Below are 20,358 nucleotides of genomic sequence, written 5' to 3'. Positions count from 1 at the left end.
CAATCGTGATGTTAGCGTACTGAGCATGTTCATGGCCAGTGAGCAGATGCTCACCAGATGATGGCGGTCGACGAATGACATCCCCCAGCAAGACCAGCCCGGACACCGGGCATGACCTGCGCCTTCTCGTCCGCGCGGCAACCATGTACCACCTCGAGGGCCTGACCCAGGCGGAGATCGCGTCTCGCCTGGGGGTGTCACGCCCCACTGCGGGGCGCCTCGTCGCGCGGGCCCGGGCGCAGGGACTGGTGCAGGTGACGGTGCGTGCACCGGATCACTTGAACGTCTCGATCCACACCGAGGTGGAGCGTGGCGTCGAGACCGCGTTCGGACTCGACGAGGTGCTCGTCATCGATGAGGTCGCCGACGGCACGGCTTCGGGTAACGCGGCACTGGGCCGCGCAGGGGCCTCGGTACTGAGCCGACGCGTCCAGGCGACGGACGTCCTCGGCTTCACCTGGGGCCCTGAGCAGATCGCGGTCGCCGACGCCATGTCGGCGAGTTCGTCGTGTCGTCAGGTGGTGCAGATGGACGGCTCGATGACCTCGGTCGAATACCACACCGGTGTCGATCACGCCCTCGCCCGATTCTCCGACCGTTTGCACGCCAAGCCGATGCGGTTGGTCGCGCCGCTCTACGCCGACCCGGAAACGGTGACCGCGCTACAGCGTGATTCCATCCTCTCGCAATCACTCTCGGCCGCTCGCGCCGCCGACGTGATGCTCTTCGGGGTGGGTTCGGTGTCGACGTCGACGACCCTGTTCGAGGGCGCCTTCATCGATGCCATCGTGCTCGACGAACTCGAAGAGCTCGGCGCGGTCGGCGAGATCGGCGGCCGGTTCTACGACATCGACGGACAGCCCGTCACGTCGTCGCTGGTGGATCGCACCGTCTCGGTTCCGCTCGACTCCATTCGCGCCTGCCCGACATCCATCCTCATCTCCGGTGGCGAACATCGTCGCGCATCGATCCTCGGCGCCTTGCGCGGCGGCTACGCGACGATCCTCGTCACCGACGTCGCAACGTCCGAATGGCTTGTCGCCCAACAGAAAGGTGATCACTGATGGCTGTCGACCAGTCCGGCGGACGCCGCCTGAGGCGAATCATGAGACGGGGCCGGTCACTGGCCGCCCTCGCGATCGGCGCCACCGTCACGCTCGTCGCGGCCGGTTGTGCCGGCGCCGGCTCCCTGACCGACGGAGGTGGCGATGCGGTCACCGTCGCGATGGTGTCCAACTCCCAGATGGAAGACGCCGTCAAGTTGTCCGGGCAGTTCGAAAAACAGAACCCCGGGATCAAACTCAAGTTCGTGACCCTCTCGGAGAACGAGGCGCGCGCCAAGATCACCGCATCGGTGTCGACGGGTGGCGGCGAGTTCGACGTGGTGATGATCAGCAACTACGAGACACCGATGTGGGCGAAGAACGGTTGGTTGGTCAACCTCACGCCCTACATGGACGCAGACCCCGCGTATGATGCGTCAGACTTCATCCCGTCACTCAAAGATGCTCTCTCCTACCAGGGTTCGATGTACTCGGCTCCGTTCTACGGTGAATCCTCGTTCCTGATGTACAACAAGAAGATGTTCGCCGACGCCGGCGTGAGCCTGCCGGCGAATCCGACATGGCCGCAGGTCGGCGAGGCGGCGGCTAAGCTGAACCGGGGCAACGTCTCCGGGATCTGTCTGCGCGGCAAACCCGGATGGGGCGAACTACTCGCACCGTTGAACACGGTCATCAACGCCTACGGCGGCCGCTGGTACGACGAGAACTGGAACGCGCAGCTGACCAGCCCTGAGGTCAAGGCAGCCGTCCGGTTCTACGTCGACACGGTTCGCAAGTACGGCGAGCCGGGCGCCGCCTCGTCGGGATTCCAGGAATGCGGAAACCTGTTGTCCCAGGGGCAAACCGCGATGTGGTACGACGCGACGTCGGCGGTATCGGTGCTGGAGAGTCCGGACACCTCGACGGTCGCCGGCGACATCGGCTATCTACCGGCGCCCAGCATGGCCAAGGGCGACAACGGGTGGCTCTACACCTGGTCGCTGGGTATCCCCACCAGCAGTTCCAAGCGCGACGAGGCGTGGAAGTTCATCGACTGGATGACCAACCGGGACTACATCGAGCATGTCGCCGACACCCTCGGCGCCACGCACGTCCCGCCGGGCAGCCGGTTGTCGACCTATCAACTGCCCGCCTATCAGGCGATCTCCCAGTCGTTCGCCGAGCCGACGCTCTCGTCGATGACCGCCGCCAACCAACTGAAGCCGACACTGAAGCCAGTGCCCTACACCGGAATCCAGTTCTTGTCGATCCCCGAGTTCCAGGATCTCGGTACCCGGGTCAGCCAGCAGATCTCCGCGGCGATCGCCGGCCAGATCAGCGTGGACGCGGCCCTCGAACAGAGTCAGAAGTACGCCGAAACCGTCGGTGAGACCTACCAGAACGAGAGGTGACAGAGCGTGGCCACCACACTTGTCGACCCCGGTGCCCGACCGGCGCCTTCATCGGGCCGCCCGATCACTTCACGGCGCGACCACATCTCCCGCGCGGAGGCCTGGCGCCGACGCGGGCCGTTGCTCCCCGCACTGGTGTTCATGCTCGTGGTCACCCAGATCCCGTTCCTGTTCACCCTCTACTACTCCACCCAGTCCTGGAATCTCGTCCGTCCCGGTTCGCGAGAGTTCAATTGGCTCAACAACTATGTGGCAGTGTTCACCGACAGCCAGTTCTGGCGGGTCGCACTGAACACGATCGTGCTCATCGTCGGGACGGTGCTCGTCTCGGTGATCCTCGGGCTGATCTTCGCCCTGCTGCTCGACCGCAAGTTCGTCGGGCGCAGCGTGGTGCGCACCCTGCTCATCACGCCGTTCCTCGTCACACCGGTCGCGGCGGCACTGCTGTGGAAGACGAGCCTGTTGTCGCCGACCAACGGCCTCGTCAACTGGGCGCTGAGCCCGTTCGGCGTGCACACCGACTGGCTCAGCCAATACCCGCTGATGAGTGTCATCGCCGAACTGGTCTGGCAGTGGACGCCGTTCATGATGTTGCTCATCCTCGCCGGATTACAGTCGATGCCGCAGGACATCCAGGAGGCGGCCCGCGTGGACGGCGCAACCAGTTTCCGGCTGTTCCGTGAACTCACGCTCCCCCATCTGCGCCGGTTCATCGAACTCGGCACGGTCCTCGGCGCCATCTACCTGGTCAACACGTTCGATTCGGTCTACATGATGACCTCAGGCGGTCCCGGCGTGGCCAGTTCGAACCTGCCGTTCTACATCTATCAGCGAGCCTTCCTCGGCTTCGACATCGGCCAGGCGGCCGCCATGGGCGTGGTCACGGTGATCGGCACCATCGTCGTCGCTTCGCTTGCCCTACGCCTGATCTTCAAGAGCTTCAGTGGAACCGAGGAGGCAGCCTGATGAGTACCGCCACCCCCACCGCACCGGCACCGCACGCCGCGTCCGCCGCCGACCTACAGGTCCGCCGTCGACGCCGTCCCCGCCAGGCGCTGCTCACCGTGATCACCTGGATCCTGGCGCTGGGCTTCTTCTTTCCGGTCCTCTGGATGGTCCTGACCGCCTTCAAGAAGGAGAGCCAGGCGGCCACCGATCCGCCGACATTCGTATTCGCCCCGACGCTCGATCAGTTCCGGGAGGTCTTCGACGCCGGAATCGGTGCTCCGCTGCTGAACTCGCTGTTCGCCACGGTCGTCTCCACACTGCTGGTGCTGGCGTTGGGCGTACCCGCAGCGTTCGCGTTGTCGCTGCGTCCGGTGCGCAAGACCCAGGACGCCCTGTTCTTCTTCATCAGCACCAAGATGCTGCCCATCGTCGCGGCCATCATCCCGCTGTACGTCATCGTCGGAAACATCGGGATGCTCGACAACATCTGGACGCTGGTGATCCTCTACACCGCGATGAACCTCCCGATCGCCGTCTGGATGATGCGCTCGTTCTTCCTGGAGGTGCCGGCAGAACTGTTGGAGGCCGCCAGCATCGACGGTGCGAGTCTGTGGACGTCGGTGCGCGAGGTGATCTTGCCGCTCATCTCCCCCGGGATTGCCGCCACCGCGTTGATCTGCGTGATCTTCTCGTGGAATGAGTTCTTCTTCGCCGTCAACATGACCGCGGTGAACGCACAGACCATGCCGGTGTTCCTCACCGGGTTCATGTCGGGGCAGGGACTGTACTGGGCGCAACTGTCCGCGGCGTCGGTGCTCGCCGCTCTTCCCGTGGTGATCTGCGGATGGATCGCCCAGAACAAACTGGTCCGCGGCCTCTCGTTCGGCGCGATCAAGTAGCCACTCGACCTACGGAAACAGGAGAACCGCAATGGCTTCCATCACTTACGACGCCGCCTGCTGCGTCTACCCCGGCGCCGACAAACTGGCCGTCGACCGCCTCGACCTCGACATCGCCGACGGCGAGTTCGTGGTGCTCGTCGGACCGTCGGGTTCGGGGAAGTCCACCGCACTGCGCATGTTGGCCGGGCTCGAGGAGATCGACTCCGGCCAGATCCGCATCGGCGGCCAGAACATGGTCGGGGTGGCACCCAAAGACCGTGACATCGCCATGGTCTTCCAGAACTATGCGCTGTACCCGAACAAGACGGTCGGCGAGAACATGGGCTTCGCCCTCAAGATGCGCGGGATCCCGGCCGACGAACGCAAACGCAAGGTCGCCGAGGCCGCCGAACTGCTGGACCTCACCGAGTTCCTGGATCGCAAACCGGCGAAGCTCTCCGGTGGGCAACGCCAGCGTGTGGCGATGGGGCGCGCCATCGTCCGGGAACCGCAGGTGTTCTGCATGGACGAGCCCCTGTCCAATCTCGATGCGAAGCTGCGGGTGCAGACCCGCACCCAGATCGCCGCGCTGCAACGACGTCTCGGCACCACCACCGTCTATGTGACCCACGATCAGGTGGAGGCGATGACCATGGGCGACCGCGTCGCGGTGCTGCGCCACGGTGTGCTCCAACAGTTCGCCACCCCGACCGATCTCTACGACAATCCGACGAATGCGTTCGTCGCAGGGTTCATCGGATCACCGTCGATGAATCTGTTCACCGCGCCGGTCTCCGACGGAGGTATCTCGATCGCGGGATCCACCGTCGACCTCGATGCGGACACCGAGGGGCGGCTGCGCCGCTCCGGTTTGTCCCGGGTGATCGTCGGCATCCGGCCCGAACACCTGGCGATCGCCGACACCGACCAGGGGATCAACGCCGACGTCGCCCTGCTCGAGGAACTCGGCAGCGAGACCTATGTGTATGCCGGCGTTGAGGATCCGTCGATCTCCACCCTCGACGGCGAACGGGTCATGCTGGTGGCGCGGTCGACGCAACGTTCACCGGCCAAACTCGGCGAGGGCATCCGCCTGCGCCAAGCGGACCGCGCGGTGCACCTGTTCGATCCCGACACCGGCGAGCGGCTGCCCTGAGCACCACCGATGGCGCGGTGTCGGCTGATACCGTGAACGCTCCGACCACCTAGGAGCATCGTGACAGCCGACGACGCCGCACCGGGTTCCACCGCACCCACACCGGACACCGACGCCGCGGCGCCGACCGCCACGACAGACGACGCGGCCGATCCCGCCGCACGGCCCGGCTGGTGGAACAGACAGCGTCACCGATATGCGTTTGCCGGCATGTCCGTGGCGCTGGTCTTCCTCTGGTTCTCGATGACCCCCTCGCTCCTGCCGCGTGATGCGCTGTTCCAGGGCGTCGTCAGCGGTGCGTCGGCCGCGGTCGGCTATTGCATCGGGGTCTTCGTCACCTGGTTGGTCCGCTTCATGATCTCGCGCGACAGGCCGTGGCGCAGCCCGACCCGGTGGGCGTGGCTGGGTCTGGCGATCGTCGCCGTCGTCGGGACCACGCTCATGCTGTTCTGGTTCTCCCAGTGGCAGAGCGAGATCCGCGACCTGATGGGTGTCGACCACCTGCGATGGAACGCCTATCCGACGATCGCAGCGGTCGCCCTGGTCGTGTTCTTCGTGTTGATGAGCCTCGGCCAACTGTTCGCCACCGCGGTGCGGTGGTCCGTTCGGCAGCTGAATCGGATTGCACCGCCCCGTATCTCGGCGGTGGTCGGGGCCGGACTGGTGGTCGCGTTGACGATCTTCATCCTCAACGGCGTCGTCGCGAACTACTCGATGCAGTGGCTCAACTCGAGCTTCGCGGCAGCCAATCAGGAGACCAAACCCGACTCCGCACCACCGACATCGTCGCTGCGCTCCGGCGGGCCGGGTTCGTTGGTGAGCTGGGAGTCGCTGGGTCGCGAGGGCCGTGTGTTCATCTCGCGGGGCCCCGACGTCGGCGCGTTGACCCAGTTCAACGGCGCACCGGCAACCGAGCCCATCCGGGTGTACGCGGGTCTGGACTCCGCCGACTCCATTCGGGACGCAGCCGAACTCGCCGCCGACGAGCTCGAACGCACCGGTGGTCTGCAACGCAAGCTGGTGGCGGTCGCATCCACCACGGGCAGCGGCTGGGTCAACAAGGCCACCGTGGACTCGCTGGAGTACATGTACAACGGCGACACCGCCACGGTCAGCATGCAATATTCGTTCCTGCCGAGCTGGCTGTCGTTCCTGGTCGACAAGGAGAGAGCACGCCAGGCCGGGCGCGCATTGTTCGAGGCCGTGTCCGAACGGGTCCGCGCGCTCCCCGAGGCGAATCGACCGAAACTCGTGGTCTTCGGTGAGAGCCTGGGATCGTTCGCCGGAGAGGCCGCGTTCGGCACCATCCCCACCGTTGCCGCTCGTACCGACGGCGCGTTGTTCAGCGGCCCGACGTTCAACAACGCGCTGTGGAAGGACACGACCCGCGACCGCGACGCCGGATCGCCGGAGTGGCTGCCCATCTACGACGAGGGCTCCCAGGTGCGCTTCATCGCCGACGAGGGTGATCTCGGCCGTCCGGACGCCCCGTGGAAGTTCTCCCGGATCGTGTACCTCCAGCACGCCAGCGATCCGATCGCCTGGTGGAATCCGGAGCTGATCCTCAACGAACCGGACTGGTTGTCGGAGTCACGCGGCCGTGACGTGCTCTCGTCGACGCGCTGGATACCGTTCGTCACCTTCCTCCAGGTGTCCGCCGACATGGCGGTGTCGACGAATGTGCCGGACGGACACGGCCACGACTACATGTCGGCGATACCGGCCGCGTGGGCACAGATACTGACGCCACCCGGCTGGACCGAGGCCAAGACCCAGGCGCTGCTCCCCCGACTCTCGCGCGACTGAGTGGCACGCCGCCGACACGTCGTCCTCTCCACACAGACGCGGACCCTCCACGCAGAACCCGATGAAGCTTCACACAGTTCTGCACGGAAGGTCCGCGTGAGGGCGATGGTGCGTCAGACGACACCGGTGGCGTCGTACACCCAGCTCGTGTCGGCCGCAGCCAGCTCCTCCATCCAGGTGGCCGGTGCGCTGCCGACCAGGGTGGCCGAGTCCCAATAGTCCTTCCACAGCGTCACTTTGCCGTCCACCACGGTGTGCACCGTGACGAAGGGCAGCACGGCGACCTCACCACTGGGCCATTCCCAGCGCTCCGAGTGCTCGTAGATGACGTGCTCGCCGTCGGCGACGAGAAGACCGTCGTGATTGGTGTACGACGCCAGCGGTTCGAAGCCCACCTTGATGCGTTTGACGATGTCGGCGGGTCCGCGAGCGGCCAAGGCCGGCCCGTAGGGCACGTCGAGGTAGATGCAGCTGTCGTCGAGAAACGGTTGGACCGCCTCCCAATCCCGTTGAGCGAGCGCCGCCCACAGGCCACGCACCACCGCCTGCGGGGTGGCGGCGGTGGAGGTCGTCGGTTCGATCGGGTCAGCGCGCATCGGCGAAGTCCTTTCGTGGGGTGTCGGTGGCCGTTTCGTCGAGGACCGGAGCGCCGCGGCCACCTGCACGCAGGAACTGACCGGTCCTCGACGACTCGACGAGGTCCGTGGGTGTGCCATGGTCGAAGACCTTGCGGCCGCTGACGAAAACCGCGGTGACCGTGTCGTCGTTGCGGTTGACCATGCGCTCCAGGCCGTCGTAGGCCGCGACCGGTGCTTCGGCGTAGGCGTCGAGGGTTTCGTCGAGCCGCTCGGGATTCACGATCATGAGATCCGCACGGTCACCGCGCCGCAGATGACCGGCATCGATCCCGTACCAGTCGGCGAGTTCGCCGGTGAGTCGGTGCACGACTTCCGCGACGTCCATGAACGGCGTCCCGGCCTGCTGGGCGGAGTAGACGTGGCGGAGCAAACGCAGACCGAAGTTGTAGAAGGCCATGTTGCGCAGATGCGCACCGGCATCGGAGAACCCGATCTGGATGCCGGGCTCGACCGCCATCTTCTTGAGGACCTCGGGGCGGTGGTTGGAGATCGTGGTACGCCACCGCAGCTCGGTGCCGTGGTCGAGGACCAGATCGAGAAACGCGTCGACGGGATGGATTCCGCCACGGTCTTCGCCGACCTGGCCGAAGGACTTGCCGATCACCGATTCGTCGGGGCAGGCCACGATCTCGGCGTCGAAGAAGTCGCGGTGCCACACCCGCATCCCGAACTTGGCGTCGTAGTCCTTGCGGAAGCGTCGGCGGTAGGACTCGTCGCGCAGCAGCTCGTCGCGTGCGAGTTCCTCTTTCAGATGCAGTGCGGCGGCACCGGAGCCGAACTCCTCGAAGATCACCAGATCGATACCGTCGGCGTAGACCTCGAACGGCACCGGAAGGTGCTGCCAGCGGAAGTCGCCGCCGAGGCGGTTCACCATCCCGGCCAGCGGACCCATCATCTTGATCGCGTACGGATTGGCCTTGATGTCGGCCGCCGACAGCAGGCTCGTCTTCAGGGTCGGCCGCAGGAAACCGAGCGACGTGAACACCTGAGAGGCGACGTTGGTCGGATTGGTGATGTCGGGTCCGGCCTGCAGGATTCGTCCGGTCTTGCGGAGCAACGACTTCAGTCGCCTGAGCTCGCGGGCCCGCGCGTAGGTCGACGGGAGGGTTCGCGACCGGCACACGTCTCCGTCGAGCTTGTCGAACAGGAGTTGCTGCGACGACATGCCCACGAAGCCCGCGTCGAGGGCCTGCGTCAGCCACTGCTCCATCTGTGCCTGTTCGGACCGGGTGGGACGCACCGACTTCTGGGTCGCCCGGTCGAGACCCATGACGGCGGTGCGCATGTCCGAATGTCCGACGAATGCCGCGACGTTGGGGCCGAGCGGGCGGTCTTCGAGCGCATCGATGTACTCCTCCGCGCTCGACCAGGATTTGTGGCGATCCACGGTGTCGATCACGTGATCACGCGGGATAGCCTCGACCCGCCCGAACAGATCGCCGGCATCGGTACCGTCGACATGGATCGTCGACAACGAACACGAACCGAGCAGCACCGTGGTGACGCCGTGGCGCAACGACTCCGACAGGGATGGTTGCGCGAGCACCTCCACGTCGTAGTGGGTGTGGACGTCGATCATTCCCGGCATCACCCAGTGGCCTCGGGCATCGATGACCTCGGGACAACCGGTTTCGTCGAGCGGATCGGCCGAGATCGCTGCGACATGGCCGTCGCGGATACCGATCGAGCGAGTCGCAGGGGGTGCGCCGGTGCCGTCGAACCAGAGGCCACCCCGGATGATTGTGTCGTAGATCACTCGACCATTAGAGGCAGTCCGGATGACCCGTGTCAACGAAAAGTAGACATTTTCTGGGTTCTGTACACCCGACCTGGTCTGTTCCGTCCGTCCTGGGCGCCGAACTGAGCAAGAACGGTCGGGCGCATCGGCCCCGCAACGTCGGATACTGGACATCATGACCGACACCGGGCGCGACCGGATCCGCGAACTACTCGACGCCGTTCTGGGTGACGACCACCGCGACCTCGACGACATGGCCGCCCACGCGCATGTCTCGCCGTTTCATTTCAGCCGTCAGCTGACGCGGCACACAGGGGAATCGCCGGTGGCGTTGCGTCGTCGTGTCATGCTCGAACGCGCCGCGTGGCAACTGCAACACGGAGAAACCGTGACCGACACCGCATTTGCGGCAGGCTACGACTCTGTGGACGGTTTCGCCCGCGCGTTCAGCCGGGCGTTCGGCCATCCGCCGAGCCGCCTCGGATCACAGGCCGACCGCGGGCACTGGCTTCCCGCACCCAACGGCATCCACTTCCATTCCCCGACCGTGCTCTACGTGGACAGTGGCGACCCGGCCGAGGAGTCGGCGGGTGACGTCGTGGCGCTCATGGTGCGCCACGATCTCGACGACATCGCCGCGTTGCTCGAAGCAGCCAAGGGCATCGACGAGGGGGCCTACCGGCGCACCCGACTGCCCGGCCATGCCTCGCTCGCCTGGAGCGGACCGGAGGAGACGCTGGCGGCGGTGCTGAATCATCTCGTGCACGAGAAGCGTCCCTGGTTGGCCACCATCGAGGGCGCCGACACCCCCGAGTTCGGCGACGCCGACGACGTGTCCACCCTGATCGAGGTGCATGCAGACACGGCTCCACGATGGCTGGCGCTGACACGCGACATCGATCGTCGGGGCGCGTGGCACGACAGCATCGTCGACGCCATCTGCGACCCTCCGGAATCGTTTGTGTTGTCGCAGATCTGGGCACACGTGTTGACCTTCTCAGCCCATCGTCGACAGTTGGCCCGATGGATGTTGACCGAAGCGGGAATCCCGAACGACCATCTCGACCCTGATCCGATCATGTGGCATCGGCACCAATCCGGAGGTTATCTATGAGCACCACTCAGCACGTGCGCTACTACACGGCAACAACTCTCGACGGTTTCCTCGCCGACGAGCACGACTCCCTCGAGTGGCTGTTGAGCCAACCGATCGATGAGGAAGGCGCGATGAACTACGAGGACTTCATCGCCGACATCGGTGCCATCGCCATGGGCGCCACCACCTATCAGTGGCTGCTCGACCACGAGCTGAGCGACGGAAAACCGTGGCCGTACACCCAGCCGACGTTCCTGTTCACGCATCGCGGCGTGAGCCCGGTAGACGAGTCGATCCGTGTCGTGGCCGGCAAACCCAGCGAGCATCGCACCGAGATCCTCGCGGCGGCAGCAGGTTCGGATGTGTGGGTGGTGGGTGGCGGCGATCTCGCGGCGCAGTTCGCCGAGGACCACATGCTCGACGAGATGATCGTGTCGATCGCGCCGGTGACACTCGGCGCGGGGCGTCCGTTGTTCCCCCGCCCGTTCGATTTCGAACTCATCGACGTGGAACGCAACCGCGCGTTCATGTGCGCCCGATACCGAGTGGTCGGTCCGCGCGCCGCGCAGTGACGTCGACGGTTCCGATCACGGATGTCGGGAGGTAGCGAGCATCTCGGGTAGTCCCACTTGCGGGTGCCCGCCGCATCACCGGTCGGCGGGCACCCGAAAGGGGTTTCCCATTTCACACTGTGGAGTTGTCAAGGGTCGTGCACAACCCGGGATACGCCGGGTTGCCGATCAGTTGTGATGAAGGATGTTCGCGCTCAGCTGGTTTCGGAGTTCGACTGTCGGTGCCAGGGTGACGAGGTCAGGCGGCGAGAGTCATGGTGCGCCTGTTGTAGGCCGGCAGCGGTGTGCGGGTGGGATCGACGTCGGCGGGTGGGATCAGCCAGGGATGTCGGTCGGCACCCATGATGATCTCCCAGTCGGACGCGTGGATTTGGGCGTGGCAGGCGGTGCACAGCAGGCAGCCGTTGTCGATGACGGTGGCGCCCCCGTGTGACCAGTAGATGATGTGGTGGCACTGCGTATACCCGGCGGCGGCTCCGCATTTCACACAGCATTGGTCGCGCACGATCAGTGCTTTACGCTGCTGGACGGTGAACAGCCTCGCTGCGCTGCTCACGCCGAGGGGTGCGCCGTGCTCGTCGAGGTCGATCACGGTGACGGCGGCATCACACGCCAGCAAATGTGCGGTGGTTTGGGAGACCGGGCCCAACCATTCCAGAGACGCCCGATCCGGGTGGTCGGCTGGCACGGTCAGATTCACCTGTGTTTTCGGGGCGACCACCATGTCGGCGTCCCCTGTTCTGGTGGCTTTGGCCGCGGCGTCGAGGATCATCTCGAGTGCATCGGCGCGACGTTGCCCGGCCGACCGAGTGTCGGGCGAGCCATCGGGTTCGGGCCGCTTGTGTGCGAGGGATTCGACCGCGGAGACGAGTTTTTCGCCGGTGACGATGTCGAGGTTGGCGAATACCTCCAACCGGCCATCGGCAGTCGGGGTGGTCGATAGGTCGTTGATCGTCCGGTCTTCGGCGGCCGGTACCCCACCTTGGTCGTCGGCGATCTGATTGCCGCGTGAGCGCGCCGTCGCCAGTACTTCGCGTGGGGTGGCGCCGGAGAACGCTTGGGCGATGAGGGCGAGTTCATGTTCGATCACCGACCCCGCAGACAGGGGTTCCGGCGCGCGTTGGTCGATATGGGCCATCCCCCGCACCAACGCATCCACATGCTCACCGGAGAACACCCCGTCCGCGGAATACGCGGCCACCCGTTCCAGCCGGTCCAGGGCGGCCCCGATGCGTAGCCAGCGGTCGGCGACCGCCGGAGCAGCCCCCATCTCGATCAGCAGTCGCCGGGTGCGACCACCGGAACGCTGCGCCACCCCCAATCTGTCCATCGCCGCCACATGCACCGCCAACTGATGATCGACCAGGTTACGCACGTCCATCAAGGTCTTCGTGGTGTCGAAGACGTGGCGACCGGACGCATCGGCGTCGATCGTCACCTCACGCAGCAGGGGTATCAGGGTGTCCAACGGCATGACTCGATTGTAGTCGAACATGCGTTCGGAGGAAAGAGTTCATCCACAGTTATTGGACTGAGCCGCAATATCTTTCACCACCACAGTCGTCATCTCATTGTAATTGTAGAGGCACCCTCCGACAGGTTCGGGGTGGTGAGTCCTGTTGTTGCACAGGGGTAGGCCCTGCACTTGCTGATCGAGTAGCGTCCGAGCGCTAGCGAGGTGGGCCTGCTGCCTGCTGATCGAGTAGCGTCCGAGCGCTAGCGAGGTTGGGCCTGCTGCCTGCTGATCGAGTAGCGTCCGAGCGCTAGCGAGGCCGCGTATCGAGATCCCCTGCCAGAACGCAGGTCTCGATACGGCCCCTCGGCTGGCGCCTCGGCACCTACTCGACCGACAGTATGGGCGCGACTACACGCGACCAGAAAGCGAAACCCTTTCTACCCCAGCACGATCAGACGTCGCCACGGTCTCGATACGGCCAGCAGGCCACGCCGTGCTAGGCGTCGCCGATCCCCGAGCGACCGTCGGGGCCGGCACCGTGCACCTTGCGCGGCATGATGAAGATCCCTTCACCCTCGGCGCAGACCCCCGCCGCCGTGGACAGCGTGCCCTTGGCGAATCCCTTGCGCCCCTCGGCACGTTCGAACCACGCCTCGACCCGCACCGGCCCCAGCGCGGTGCCCTGTCGGTAACGGACGGTCAGAGTCCCCGTCATCCCCGGTGATCCTGCAGCCACGGCGGCTCGGCCGAGCACCTGATCGAGAACCAGGGCGATCACGCCGCCGTGCACGAGCCCGCCCGGACCCTCGTACTGCGGTCCGAGTACGAACTCTGCCCAGACGCGGTCACCGTCGACGATGAACTCGGCGGGCGGCGCGATCGCGTTGCGGATGCCTTCGACCGCATTACCCCAGTTGCGTTCTCGACCATCGCTGTTGAAGCGGAACCCGAACGAAGAGTCGATGTGGCGCCGGTCGAGGATCGCGGTTGCCGCGTCGATGAGACGACGCGCCTCCTCGACCTCCTCCTCGGCGACGTCGGTCACCACGGTCGCCGCGACGAGTCTCCTGGCACTGTCGCCGATCGACCGCGCGACCTCGATCTGCCGGGTCAACTCGTCGGCCGGAATGTCCTCGGTGAAGTAACCGCTCACACCGTCCACCTCTCTGCCTCTGCCACCGACACGCTAGCGCAGCCGGACTGGTCACATGGTCGCCGATCTGCACAGATCTGACGAGAACATGTTCTCGTTTTGCTAGCGTGGTTCGCATGGCACGCGTCGGCGAGTTCACGGACGATGACATCGCGGGGTGGTTGGGTCTGTCCCCCACGCTCGGCGCGGCATTGGGCGGTTATGCCGACGCCGTGTACAACCGCGGTCGACTGGACCTGCGGACCCGTGAGTTGGCGCGCATGGTGATCGCGGGCCACAACGAGTGCGAGGTGTGCCGCAACACCCGCGCACAGACGAGCGGGCTCGACGAGGACTTCTACCGCCATGTCGCCGACTGGGCCACATGGCCGGGCTACCGCGACGGTGAACGCATCGCGGCGGAGTTCGCACATCGTTTCGCCACCGACCATGTGGGATTGCGCGAGGACGAGCAATTCTGGGAACGATGCCACGCAGCGTTGTCCGACGAGCTCATCGTCGACCTGGCGCTGTCGTGCGCATTGTGGCTCGGACAGGGCCGGGCGCTGCGGGTTCTCGATGTGGGTCAGGCCTGCCGCCTGACGCTCTGACACGGTGTCGGGCCCGGTAGCCTGTGAACCCATGAGCGATCAACAGTGGAAAGCGTTCGAGGTCTCGATCTCGGACTTCATCGCAGAAGTGACCCTGCTCGGACCGGGCAAGGGCAATGCGATGGGCCCCGATTTCTGGCAGGAGCTCCCCGAGATCTTCGCCGCCCTCGACCGCGACGATGACGTCCGCGCGATCGTGCTCGCCGGATCCGGTGCCCACTTCTCCTACGGACTCGACCTCGCCGCGATGGGCGGAGACCTCGCCGGTGTGCTCGCCGACGGTGCAAAAGCTCGGGCCCGCACCGACTTCCACGACAACATCCGTCGACTGCAGGCAGCCATCTCGTCGGTGGCCGACTGCCGCAAACCGGTGATCGCCGCGGTGTCCGGCTGGTGCATCGGCGGCGGTGTCGACCTCATCAGTGCCGCCGACATCCGTTACGCGAGCGCCGACGCCAAGTTCAGTGTCCGGGAAGTGCGTGTCGCGATGGTCGCCGACGTCGGCAGCTTCGCACGGCTCCCGGCGATCATCAGCGACGGTCACCTGCGGGAACTCGCGCTCACCGGCAAGGACATCGATGCCGGCCGCGCCGCCCAGATCGGTCTGGTCAACGACGTGCTCGACGATCGGGACGCAGCCCTGGCCACCGCACGGGAGACGGCAGCCCAGATCGCCGCGAACCCGCCCCTGGTGGTGCACGGCGTCAAGTCCGTCCTCGATCACACCCGGCGCGCGAGCGTGGAGGACAGTCTGCGTTACGTCGCCGCGTGGAACTCTGCCTTCCTGCCCAGCGAAGACCTCACCGAAGCGGTCACCGCGGTCTTCGAGAAGCGGCCGCCGCAGTTCCGCGGGGCCTGAGCGCCATCATCTGATCGTTCACACCGAGTCGGCCGGTTCCAGGAGAAAGACCGGGATCTGCCGCTCGGTGCGGGCGACGTACAGATCGAAGTTGGGCCAGACGGTCACCATCTGAGCCCACGCCCGTGCACGTTCGTCACCGTCGAGTTCGCGCCACGTCATGGTCCGTCGACGTCCGTGCACATCGATCTCGACGGTGTTCGCGGCTCGCACGTTGAACACCCATTGCGGCATGTCCGGGCCGCCGAAATACGATCCGGCGATGAGCCAGTCCACACCAGACGGAACGGCCAGCAACCGGGTACTGCGCGCGATCCCGCTGCGACGACCGACGACATGCAACGTGATGTTCGGCAGTCCGCCGAGATCGAGCAGGCTGAATCTGCGACCGGTGATGCGCTGAACGAAGTTGTCGCAGGCGACGATCTGCGGCAGGAAGCGCGGCATCCAACCGATCGAGCCGATCTTGATCGCAACAGGTCGTAGAACGTTCACCCGCCCAGTCTCGCATCGGCGTCATCAGACGCGTCATACACCCGAATCGCCGCCGTCGACCATGCCGTCTCCACAACCGGATTCGGCTGTGGATGGCCCGATCGCGATGTGCTGGATCCGATGAATGATCGCCGCATGACACACGACGACACCACCATTCCCGACATCACCACCGCCGAGGATCCGATCGGCTGCCCCGACGATCTGCGTCAACGCTGGCGAGCGTTGATGGGCCCGTTGGGTTTCTCCGAATCGCTGCTCTGGTTCGCGTTCGTCGACGCCGAGCAGTGTCTGGTCCCTGCGCTCACCCAACTGCCCCTGCCCATCCGTCCGGACGAGTTCCTCACCGACGTGCTGATGGCCAACATGCGCGAGACCCTCGATCAGGTGCCGGGTGTGTCCGTCGCCTTTCTCCTGACCCGGCCGGGACATGGCGGGGTCACCGCTGCGGACCGAGAGTGGGCGGCGTTGCTCGATCGCGACGCGGCCCGCCACGGGGTGGCGATGCTCCCGGTGCACCGGGCCAACGACGACGATCTGGTGGCGATGCCGATCGCCCGTGATGCCGTGGCCTGACCCGTCGGCGAACACCGTTGGCACCACCGGCCGCGCCGAGTAGCTTGGCACCGAAGAGGCCTGGCAGGTCGGGCCCGCCCCAGCTGTCCGGGAGGAGCCATGGTCACGCCGCATCGCATTCTGCTCGACGGAGGCCAGACCGGGACCCGGGTACGCATCACGGGTGGCACGACACGTGATCACCTCGCCGACCCGATCCACACCGATCGTCCGGTTGTTCCGCAGATCGCCGCCGCGGCTCGCGAATCACTGGGATCACTCGACGTCCAGGTGACCCAGATGGCCGTGGGGGTATCCGGTCTGACGCCGGATGCGACCAGACCCGACGAGTTGCTGGCCGCCGTCACCGACCTCGGCATCGACACCGTTGCGCTGGCACATGATTCGGTCAGTGCGTTTCTCGCGGCCAACCGTTTCGAGCTCGGCGCGGTGACTGCTTCGGGAACCGGAGTGGTCACGCTCGGGGTCGGCCCCGCAGGGACCGCACGAGTGGACGGCTGGGGCCACATGGTCGGGGACGCCGGTAGCGGGTACTGGATCGGACGAGCAGGTCTCGACGCTGCCCTGCGGGCATTCGACGGTCGCGGCCCCGCCACGGTGCTCGAACAGGCTGCCGTCGCCGAGTTCGGTCCGCTCCCCGAGCTCTACATGGTGGTGCAGGCCGCCGCCGACCGAGTGGCACGGATCGCAGCCTTCGCCCGGATCGTCGACGACGCCGCGCGCGCCGGGGATGCTGTCGCCGTGCACATCGACGAGCGTGCGGCCACCGAACTCGCCGGCTCCGTGGACGCGGCACTCGCGCGCAGTGGGCACGGACCGGACACGGCCCCGCGAGTCAGCTGGATGGGCAATGTCCTGGGCCACAGCACGACGATCCGCGCCCGCTTCGTCGACCTCGTGGAACAGTCCGTGCCCAAGGTCGTCGTCGCGCCTCCGCACGGCGATCCGCTCGACGGTGTCGGACTGCTCCTCGACCTGCCCGCCGATCATCCGCTGGCCGAGCAGGTCCGTCGCGCCTGACGCCGATCAGCTCGGCGAGGACTCCAATGACGTGGTCAACGTGCCCGCCAACAATTTGGCGAACTCCGCCGGGTCGTCGAGTTCACCACCCTCGGCGATCACTGCGAGCCCGTAGAGGAGCTTCGCCGTGGGCTCCAGGTCGGCGTGGTCGTCGCCGCCGTCGGCGAACGCCTTGTTGAGTCCCGCGATCAACGGGTGCTCGGCGTTGATCTCCAGGGCGCGTTTGGTCTTCGGCAGCTCCTGGCCCGAGGCCCGGTACAGCTTCTCCAGTTGCGGCGACATCGAGAACGTGTCGCCGACGAGGCAGACCGGAGACTCGGTGAGCCGCGACGACAGCCGCGCCTCGTTCACGTCGTCGGTCAGTGTCTCGCCGAGCCAACCGAGCAGGCCGGTGAACTCCTCGGCCTGTTTCTCCTTGTCCGCCTTGGCGTTGTCGTCGGAGGTGTCGGTGTCTCCGTCGAGATCGTCGAGGTCGACGGCACCCTTGGCGATGGAGGTGAACGACTTGCCGTCGAACTCCACCCCACTGGTGACCCACATCTCGTCGACCGGATCGGTCAACAACAGGACCTCGACTCCCTTGGCCCGGAACGCCTCGATGTGCGGCGAGTTCTCGATCTGCTGCCGGGTTTCACCGGTCATGTAGTAGATCGTGTCCTGCCCGCTGCGCATACGCCCGACATAGTCGGCGAGCGTCGTCGTGTCCTCGGTCGATCGGGTGGATTCGAACGACGATGCCTTCAGCAGCGCGTCACGATTGTCGAAGTCGTTGACCAACCCCTCTTTCCACACCCGGCCGAAGTTCTGCCAGAAGGTCCGATAGTCGTCGGGACGAGAGTCACGCAGATCCGACACCGTGGAGATGACACGCTTGGTGAGTCGCCGACGGATCGCCCGGATCTGTCGGTCCTGCTGCAGGATCTCGCGGGAGACGTTCAACGACAGGTCTGCGGCGTCGACGACACCCTTCACGAACCGCAGGTACTCGGGGATCAGCTCCTCGCAGTCGTCCATGATGAAGACACGCTTCACGTAGAGCTGCACACCCGACGTCCGCTCCCGCATGAACAGGTCGAACGGCGCCTGGGTGGGGATGAACAGGAGGGCCTGGTACTCGAAGGTTCCTTCGGCCTTGACCGTGATGACCTCGAGCGGTTCGTCCCAGCCATGGCTGACGTGCCGGTAGAACTCGCTGTACTCCTCCTTCGACACCTCGTCGGAGGACTTGGCCCACAACGCTTTCTGCGAGTTGATCGTCTCGCTGACGGTCTCGGTCTTCGGCGTGTCGTCGGCGTCGTCGTCCGCGGTGTCGGAGGTCTCCGCATCCGAGGCAGGCACCGGCTTCTCGACGTCCATCCGGATCGGCCAGCCGATGAAGTCGGAGTACCGCTTCACCAGCTGCCGGAGTTTGGTCGCGTCGGTGTAGTCGTAGAGGTGATCCTCGGTGTCGACGGGCTTGAGGGTCAGGGTCACCGAGGTGCCCTGCGGGGCGTCGGCGACCTCGTCCACGGTGTAGGTGCCGTCGCCGGTCGAGTCCCATCGGGTGCCTGCGCTCTCGCCCGCGTGCCGGGTGACCAGGGTGACCCGATCGGCCACCATGAACGTCGAGTAGAAGCCGATGCCGAACTGGCCGATGAGATCCTCGGACGCCGCGGCGTCCTTGGCCTCGATGAGCTTGCGACGCAATTCACCCGTACCCGAGCGGGCCAGCGTGCCGATCAGGTCGATGACCTGCTCGCGCGACATACCGATGCCGTTGTCGCGGACCGTGAGGGTGCGCGCCTCGGTGTCGGGCACCAGTTCGATGTGCAGATCCGAGGTGTCCACCTCGAGCGACTTGTCCTGCAGCGACTCGAGCCTCAGTTTGTCCAGCGCGTCAGACGAGTTCGAGATCAGCTCGCGCAGGAAACTGTCCTTGTTGGAGTAGATGGAATGCACCATCAGATCCAGCAACTGCCGAGCCTCGGCCTGGAACTCGTATACCTCGGAATCACTCATGTTCGACCTCCACCGATAAGCCAACTACTCGAGCCGCATTTTATCGGCGGCACGATTGGCTACCCTGAGGTGGGTCGGTTGCGCACGGGTTTGTCCTCAACCACCGTCGATGACCGCCCGCAGGTCCACCGTCCGCCACCGGAAGACAGGTGAATGCCCCCTCGTCTGTTGTTCGTGCATGCACATCCCGACGATGAGTCGCTGTGGACCGGCGGTGCGATCGCGCGTCACGTCGCACGCGGCGGCGAGGCCGATCTGGTCATGTGCACCTGGGCGGAGGGCACCTGGCGCCACGCCGAACTCCTCGACGCGGTCGACGAACTCGGATTCGACGACGAACCGATCATGCTCGGATACGCCGACGACCGCGTCCCCGACTCGGCTCCCGGGCGGGAACGCTTCTGCACGGTACCGCTCGACGAACCGGTCCGGACGCTCGTCGGACACATCCGTCGATTGCAGCCGGACGCGATCGTCACCTACGACGCGGTGGGGATCTACGGACATCCCGACCACATCCACGCCCACCGGCTGGCCGCAGTCGCCGCGGACGCCGCAGCAACCGGTCGGCTCTATCGCTCCGCGGGAGACGCGTGGCAGGTGCGGTCGCTGTATTTCGTCACCATCGCCGACTGGATGGTCGAAGACGTGCACAGCGACATGCTGGCCGCGACTCCGCGCAAGTACCTACCGGGCACCCCGGACGACGAGATCGATCTGGTGCTCGACGTCTCGCAGTGGCGGGAGCGCAAGGCCGCCGCGATCGCTGCGCACCGCACCGAGGTGCAGCGGAGCCAAACGCTGCGCGCGCTGATGGCGCTGCCCGACGACCGCCGCAATCGTCTGTTGAGCACGGAGTACTACCAGCGCCGCGATCTCGTGCCCGGCGGTGTCGACCTCGATTAGGCGCCGCGTGCCTGA

Annotated in this window: 19 protein-coding genes; 13 read left to right on the top strand and 6 right to left on the bottom strand. The window is 65.7% G+C overall.

What is annotated here, in order from left to right; genetic code table 11:
- The first annotated feature begins 74 nt into the window (after positions 1 to 74).
- The 6 genes from AAFP35_RS11125 to AAFP35_RS11100 are packed head-to-tail and all read left to right on the top strand — an operon-like array spanning position 75 to position 7,246.
- The gene (locus AAFP35_RS11125; RefSeq protein WP_419221650.1) at positions 75 to 1,064 is read left to right on the top strand and encodes a sugar-binding transcriptional regulator; all 990 of its coding nucleotides are present in this window, start codon (positions 75 to 77) and stop codon (positions 1,062 to 1,064) included.
- A 41-nt stretch (positions 1,065 to 1,105) separates the two neighbouring features.
- Positions 1,106 to 2,455, top strand: a complete 1,350-nt coding sequence (locus AAFP35_RS11120) for an ABC transporter substrate-binding protein (protein WP_419221931.1) — start codon at positions 1,106 to 1,108, stop codon at positions 2,453 to 2,455.
- Positions 2,456 to 2,461: 6 nt separating this feature from the next.
- Entirely contained in the window at positions 2,462 to 3,421 is a 960-nt protein-coding gene (locus tag AAFP35_RS11115; protein WP_419221649.1) for a carbohydrate ABC transporter permease, read from the top strand.
- Positions 3,421 to 4,302: a carbohydrate ABC transporter permease gene (locus AAFP35_RS11110; RefSeq protein WP_419221648.1), complete on the top strand. Its 882-nt coding sequence runs from the start codon at positions 3,421 to 3,423 to the stop codon at positions 4,300 to 4,302. Before AAFP35_RS11115 ends, AAFP35_RS11110 begins: the two co-directional genes overlap by 1 nt.
- A gap of 31 nt (positions 4,303 to 4,333) precedes the next feature.
- Positions 4,334 to 5,440, top strand: coding sequence for an ABC transporter ATP-binding protein (locus tag AAFP35_RS11105; RefSeq protein ID WP_419221647.1), 1,107 nt, complete (start codon positions 4,334 to 4,336; stop codon positions 5,438 to 5,440).
- A 60-nt stretch (positions 5,441 to 5,500) separates the two neighbouring features.
- A complete protein-coding gene (locus AAFP35_RS11100; protein ID WP_419221646.1) occupies positions 5,501 to 7,246 on the top strand; it encodes an alpha/beta hydrolase in 1,746 nt (581 codons plus the stop codon).
- A 113-nt stretch (positions 7,247 to 7,359) separates the two neighbouring features.
- Here AAFP35_RS11100 and AAFP35_RS11095 read toward each other — a convergent pair whose 3' ends face one another.
- Together AAFP35_RS11095 and AAFP35_RS11090 are read right to left on the bottom strand one after the other, a co-directional pair.
- Positions 7,360 to 7,842, bottom strand: a complete 483-nt coding sequence (locus AAFP35_RS11095) for a nuclear transport factor 2 family protein (RefSeq protein ID WP_419221645.1) — start codon at positions 7,840 to 7,842, stop codon at positions 7,360 to 7,362.
- The gene (locus AAFP35_RS11090) at positions 7,832 to 9,640 is read right to left on the bottom strand and encodes an N-acyl-D-amino-acid deacylase family protein (RefSeq protein WP_419221644.1); all 1,809 of its coding nucleotides are present in this window, start codon (positions 9,638 to 9,640) and stop codon (positions 7,832 to 7,834) included. The genes AAFP35_RS11095 and AAFP35_RS11090 overlap by 11 nt, the downstream gene beginning before the upstream one ends.
- Before the next feature lie 157 nt (positions 9,641 to 9,797).
- Here AAFP35_RS11090 and AAFP35_RS11085 point away from each other — a divergent pair, with 157 nt between their 5' ends.
- Together AAFP35_RS11085 and AAFP35_RS11080 are read left to right on the top strand one after the other, a co-directional pair.
- Positions 9,798 to 10,736, top strand: a complete 939-nt coding sequence (locus AAFP35_RS11085; protein ID WP_419221643.1) for a helix-turn-helix transcriptional regulator — start codon at positions 9,798 to 9,800, stop codon at positions 10,734 to 10,736.
- A complete protein-coding gene (locus AAFP35_RS11080; RefSeq protein ID WP_419221642.1) occupies positions 10,733 to 11,290 on the top strand; it encodes a dihydrofolate reductase family protein in 558 nt (185 codons plus the stop codon). Before AAFP35_RS11085 ends, AAFP35_RS11080 begins: the two co-directional genes overlap by 4 nt.
- A gap of 238 nt (positions 11,291 to 11,528) precedes the next feature.
- Here AAFP35_RS11080 and AAFP35_RS11075 read toward each other — a convergent pair whose 3' ends face one another.
- Both AAFP35_RS11075 and AAFP35_RS11070 read right to left on the bottom strand, forming a co-directional pair.
- Positions 11,529 to 12,785 (bottom strand): DUF222 domain-containing protein, encoded by a 1,257-nt coding sequence (locus AAFP35_RS11075; RefSeq protein ID WP_419221641.1) that lies wholly within the window; start codon positions 12,783 to 12,785, stop codon positions 11,529 to 11,531.
- 457 nt (positions 12,786 to 13,242) lie between these two features.
- Positions 13,243 to 13,899 (bottom strand): PaaI family thioesterase, encoded by a 657-nt coding sequence (locus tag AAFP35_RS11070; protein ID WP_419221640.1) that lies wholly within the window; start codon positions 13,897 to 13,899, stop codon positions 13,243 to 13,245.
- A gap of 116 nt (positions 13,900 to 14,015) precedes the next feature.
- Here AAFP35_RS11070 and AAFP35_RS11065 point away from each other — a divergent pair, with 116 nt between their 5' ends.
- Positions 14,016 to 14,489 (top strand): carboxymuconolactone decarboxylase family protein, encoded by a 474-nt coding sequence (locus AAFP35_RS11065; protein WP_419221639.1) that lies wholly within the window; start codon positions 14,016 to 14,018, stop codon positions 14,487 to 14,489.
- Between the two features lie 31 nt (positions 14,490 to 14,520).
- Complete coding sequence (locus AAFP35_RS11060) at positions 14,521 to 15,348, top strand: crotonase/enoyl-CoA hydratase family protein (protein WP_419221638.1); 828 nt, start codon at positions 14,521 to 14,523, stop codon at positions 15,346 to 15,348.
- A gap of 18 nt (positions 15,349 to 15,366) precedes the next feature.
- Here the strand turns inward: AAFP35_RS11060 and AAFP35_RS11055 are convergent, their stop codons facing one another.
- On the bottom strand, positions 15,367 to 15,843 hold the full coding sequence (locus AAFP35_RS11055; protein ID WP_419221637.1) for a nitroreductase family deazaflavin-dependent oxidoreductase: 477 nt from the start codon (positions 15,841 to 15,843) through the stop codon (positions 15,367 to 15,369).
- Between the two features lie 135 nt (positions 15,844 to 15,978).
- On the opposite strand from AAFP35_RS11055, the gene AAFP35_RS11050 reads away from it, so the two are divergent.
- Both AAFP35_RS11050 and AAFP35_RS11045 read left to right on the top strand, forming a co-directional pair.
- Positions 15,979 to 16,419 carry a hypothetical protein gene (locus AAFP35_RS11050; protein ID WP_419221636.1) on the top strand — a complete coding sequence of 147 codons (441 nt, stop codon included), beginning with the start codon at positions 15,979 to 15,981 and terminating at the stop codon, positions 16,417 to 16,419.
- Positions 16,420 to 16,518: 99 nt separating this feature from the next.
- Positions 16,519 to 17,439 (top strand): N-acetylglucosamine kinase, encoded by a 921-nt coding sequence (locus AAFP35_RS11045; RefSeq protein WP_419221635.1) that lies wholly within the window; start codon positions 16,519 to 16,521, stop codon positions 17,437 to 17,439.
- A 6-nt stretch (positions 17,440 to 17,445) separates the two neighbouring features.
- Here AAFP35_RS11045 and htpG read toward each other — a convergent pair whose 3' ends face one another.
- Positions 17,446 to 19,437: a molecular chaperone HtpG gene (gene htpG, locus AAFP35_RS11040; protein WP_419221634.1), complete on the bottom strand. Its 1,992-nt coding sequence runs from the start codon at positions 19,435 to 19,437 to the stop codon at positions 17,446 to 17,448.
- A 153-nt stretch (positions 19,438 to 19,590) separates the two neighbouring features.
- On the opposite strand from htpG, the gene AAFP35_RS11035 reads away from it, so the two are divergent.
- Positions 19,591 to 20,343, top strand: a complete 753-nt coding sequence (locus AAFP35_RS11035; protein ID WP_419221633.1) for a PIG-L family deacetylase — start codon at positions 19,591 to 19,593, stop codon at positions 20,341 to 20,343.
- Positions 20,344 to 20,358 lie beyond the last annotated feature (15 nt).

Origin of the sequence: Gordonia sp. CPCC 206044 (assembly GCF_048537895.1) — a bacterium.
Classification (GTDB): domain Bacteria; phylum Actinomycetota; class Actinomycetes; order Mycobacteriales; family Mycobacteriaceae; genus Gordonia.
The sequence above is the reverse complement of the archived record's forward strand: the minus strand, read 5'-3'. Positions and strand labels throughout refer to the sequence as shown.

Bases quoted from the DNA above. Each gene is read 5' to 3' on its own strand.
- AAFP35_RS11060 (WP_419221638.1), top strand. From the start codon at position 14,521: ATGAGCGATCAACAGTGGAAAGCGTTCGAGGTCTCGATCTCGGACTTC.
- AAFP35_RS11105 (WP_419221647.1), top strand. From the start codon at position 4,334: ATGGCTTCCATCACTTACGACGCCGCCTGCTGCGTCTACCCCGGCGCC.
- AAFP35_RS11050 (WP_419221636.1), top strand. From the start codon at position 15,979: ATGACACACGACGACACCACCATTCCCGACATCACCACCGCCGAGGAT.
- AAFP35_RS11085 (WP_419221643.1), top strand. From the start codon at position 9,798: ATGACCGACACCGGGCGCGACCGGATCCGCGAACTACTCGACGCCGTT.
- htpG (WP_419221634.1), bottom strand. From the start codon at position 19,437: ATGAGTGATTCCGAGGTATACGAGTTCCAGGCCGAGGCTCGGCAGTTG.
- AAFP35_RS11080 (WP_419221642.1), top strand. From the start codon at position 10,733: ATGAGCACCACTCAGCACGTGCGCTACTACACGGCAACAACTCTCGAC.
- AAFP35_RS11035 (WP_419221633.1), top strand. From the start codon at position 19,591: ATGCCCCCTCGTCTGTTGTTCGTGCATGCACATCCCGACGATGAGTCG.
- AAFP35_RS11110 (WP_419221648.1), top strand. From the start codon at position 3,421: ATGAGTACCGCCACCCCCACCGCACCGGCACCGCACGCCGCGTCCGCC.
- AAFP35_RS11120 (WP_419221931.1), top strand. From the start codon at position 1,106: ATGAGACGGGGCCGGTCACTGGCCGCCCTCGCGATCGGCGCCACCGTC.
- AAFP35_RS11075 (WP_419221641.1), bottom strand. From the start codon at position 12,785: ATGTTCGACTACAATCGAGTCATGCCGTTGGACACCCTGATACCCCTG.
- AAFP35_RS11125 (WP_419221650.1), top strand. From the start codon at position 75: ATGACATCCCCCAGCAAGACCAGCCCGGACACCGGGCATGACCTGCGC.
- AAFP35_RS11065 (WP_419221639.1), top strand. From the start codon at position 14,016: ATGGCACGCGTCGGCGAGTTCACGGACGATGACATCGCGGGGTGGTTG.
- AAFP35_RS11095 (WP_419221645.1), bottom strand. From the start codon at position 7,842: ATGCGCGCTGACCCGATCGAACCGACGACCTCCACCGCCGCCACCCCG.
- AAFP35_RS11045 (WP_419221635.1), top strand. From the start codon at position 16,519: ATGGTCACGCCGCATCGCATTCTGCTCGACGGAGGCCAGACCGGGACC.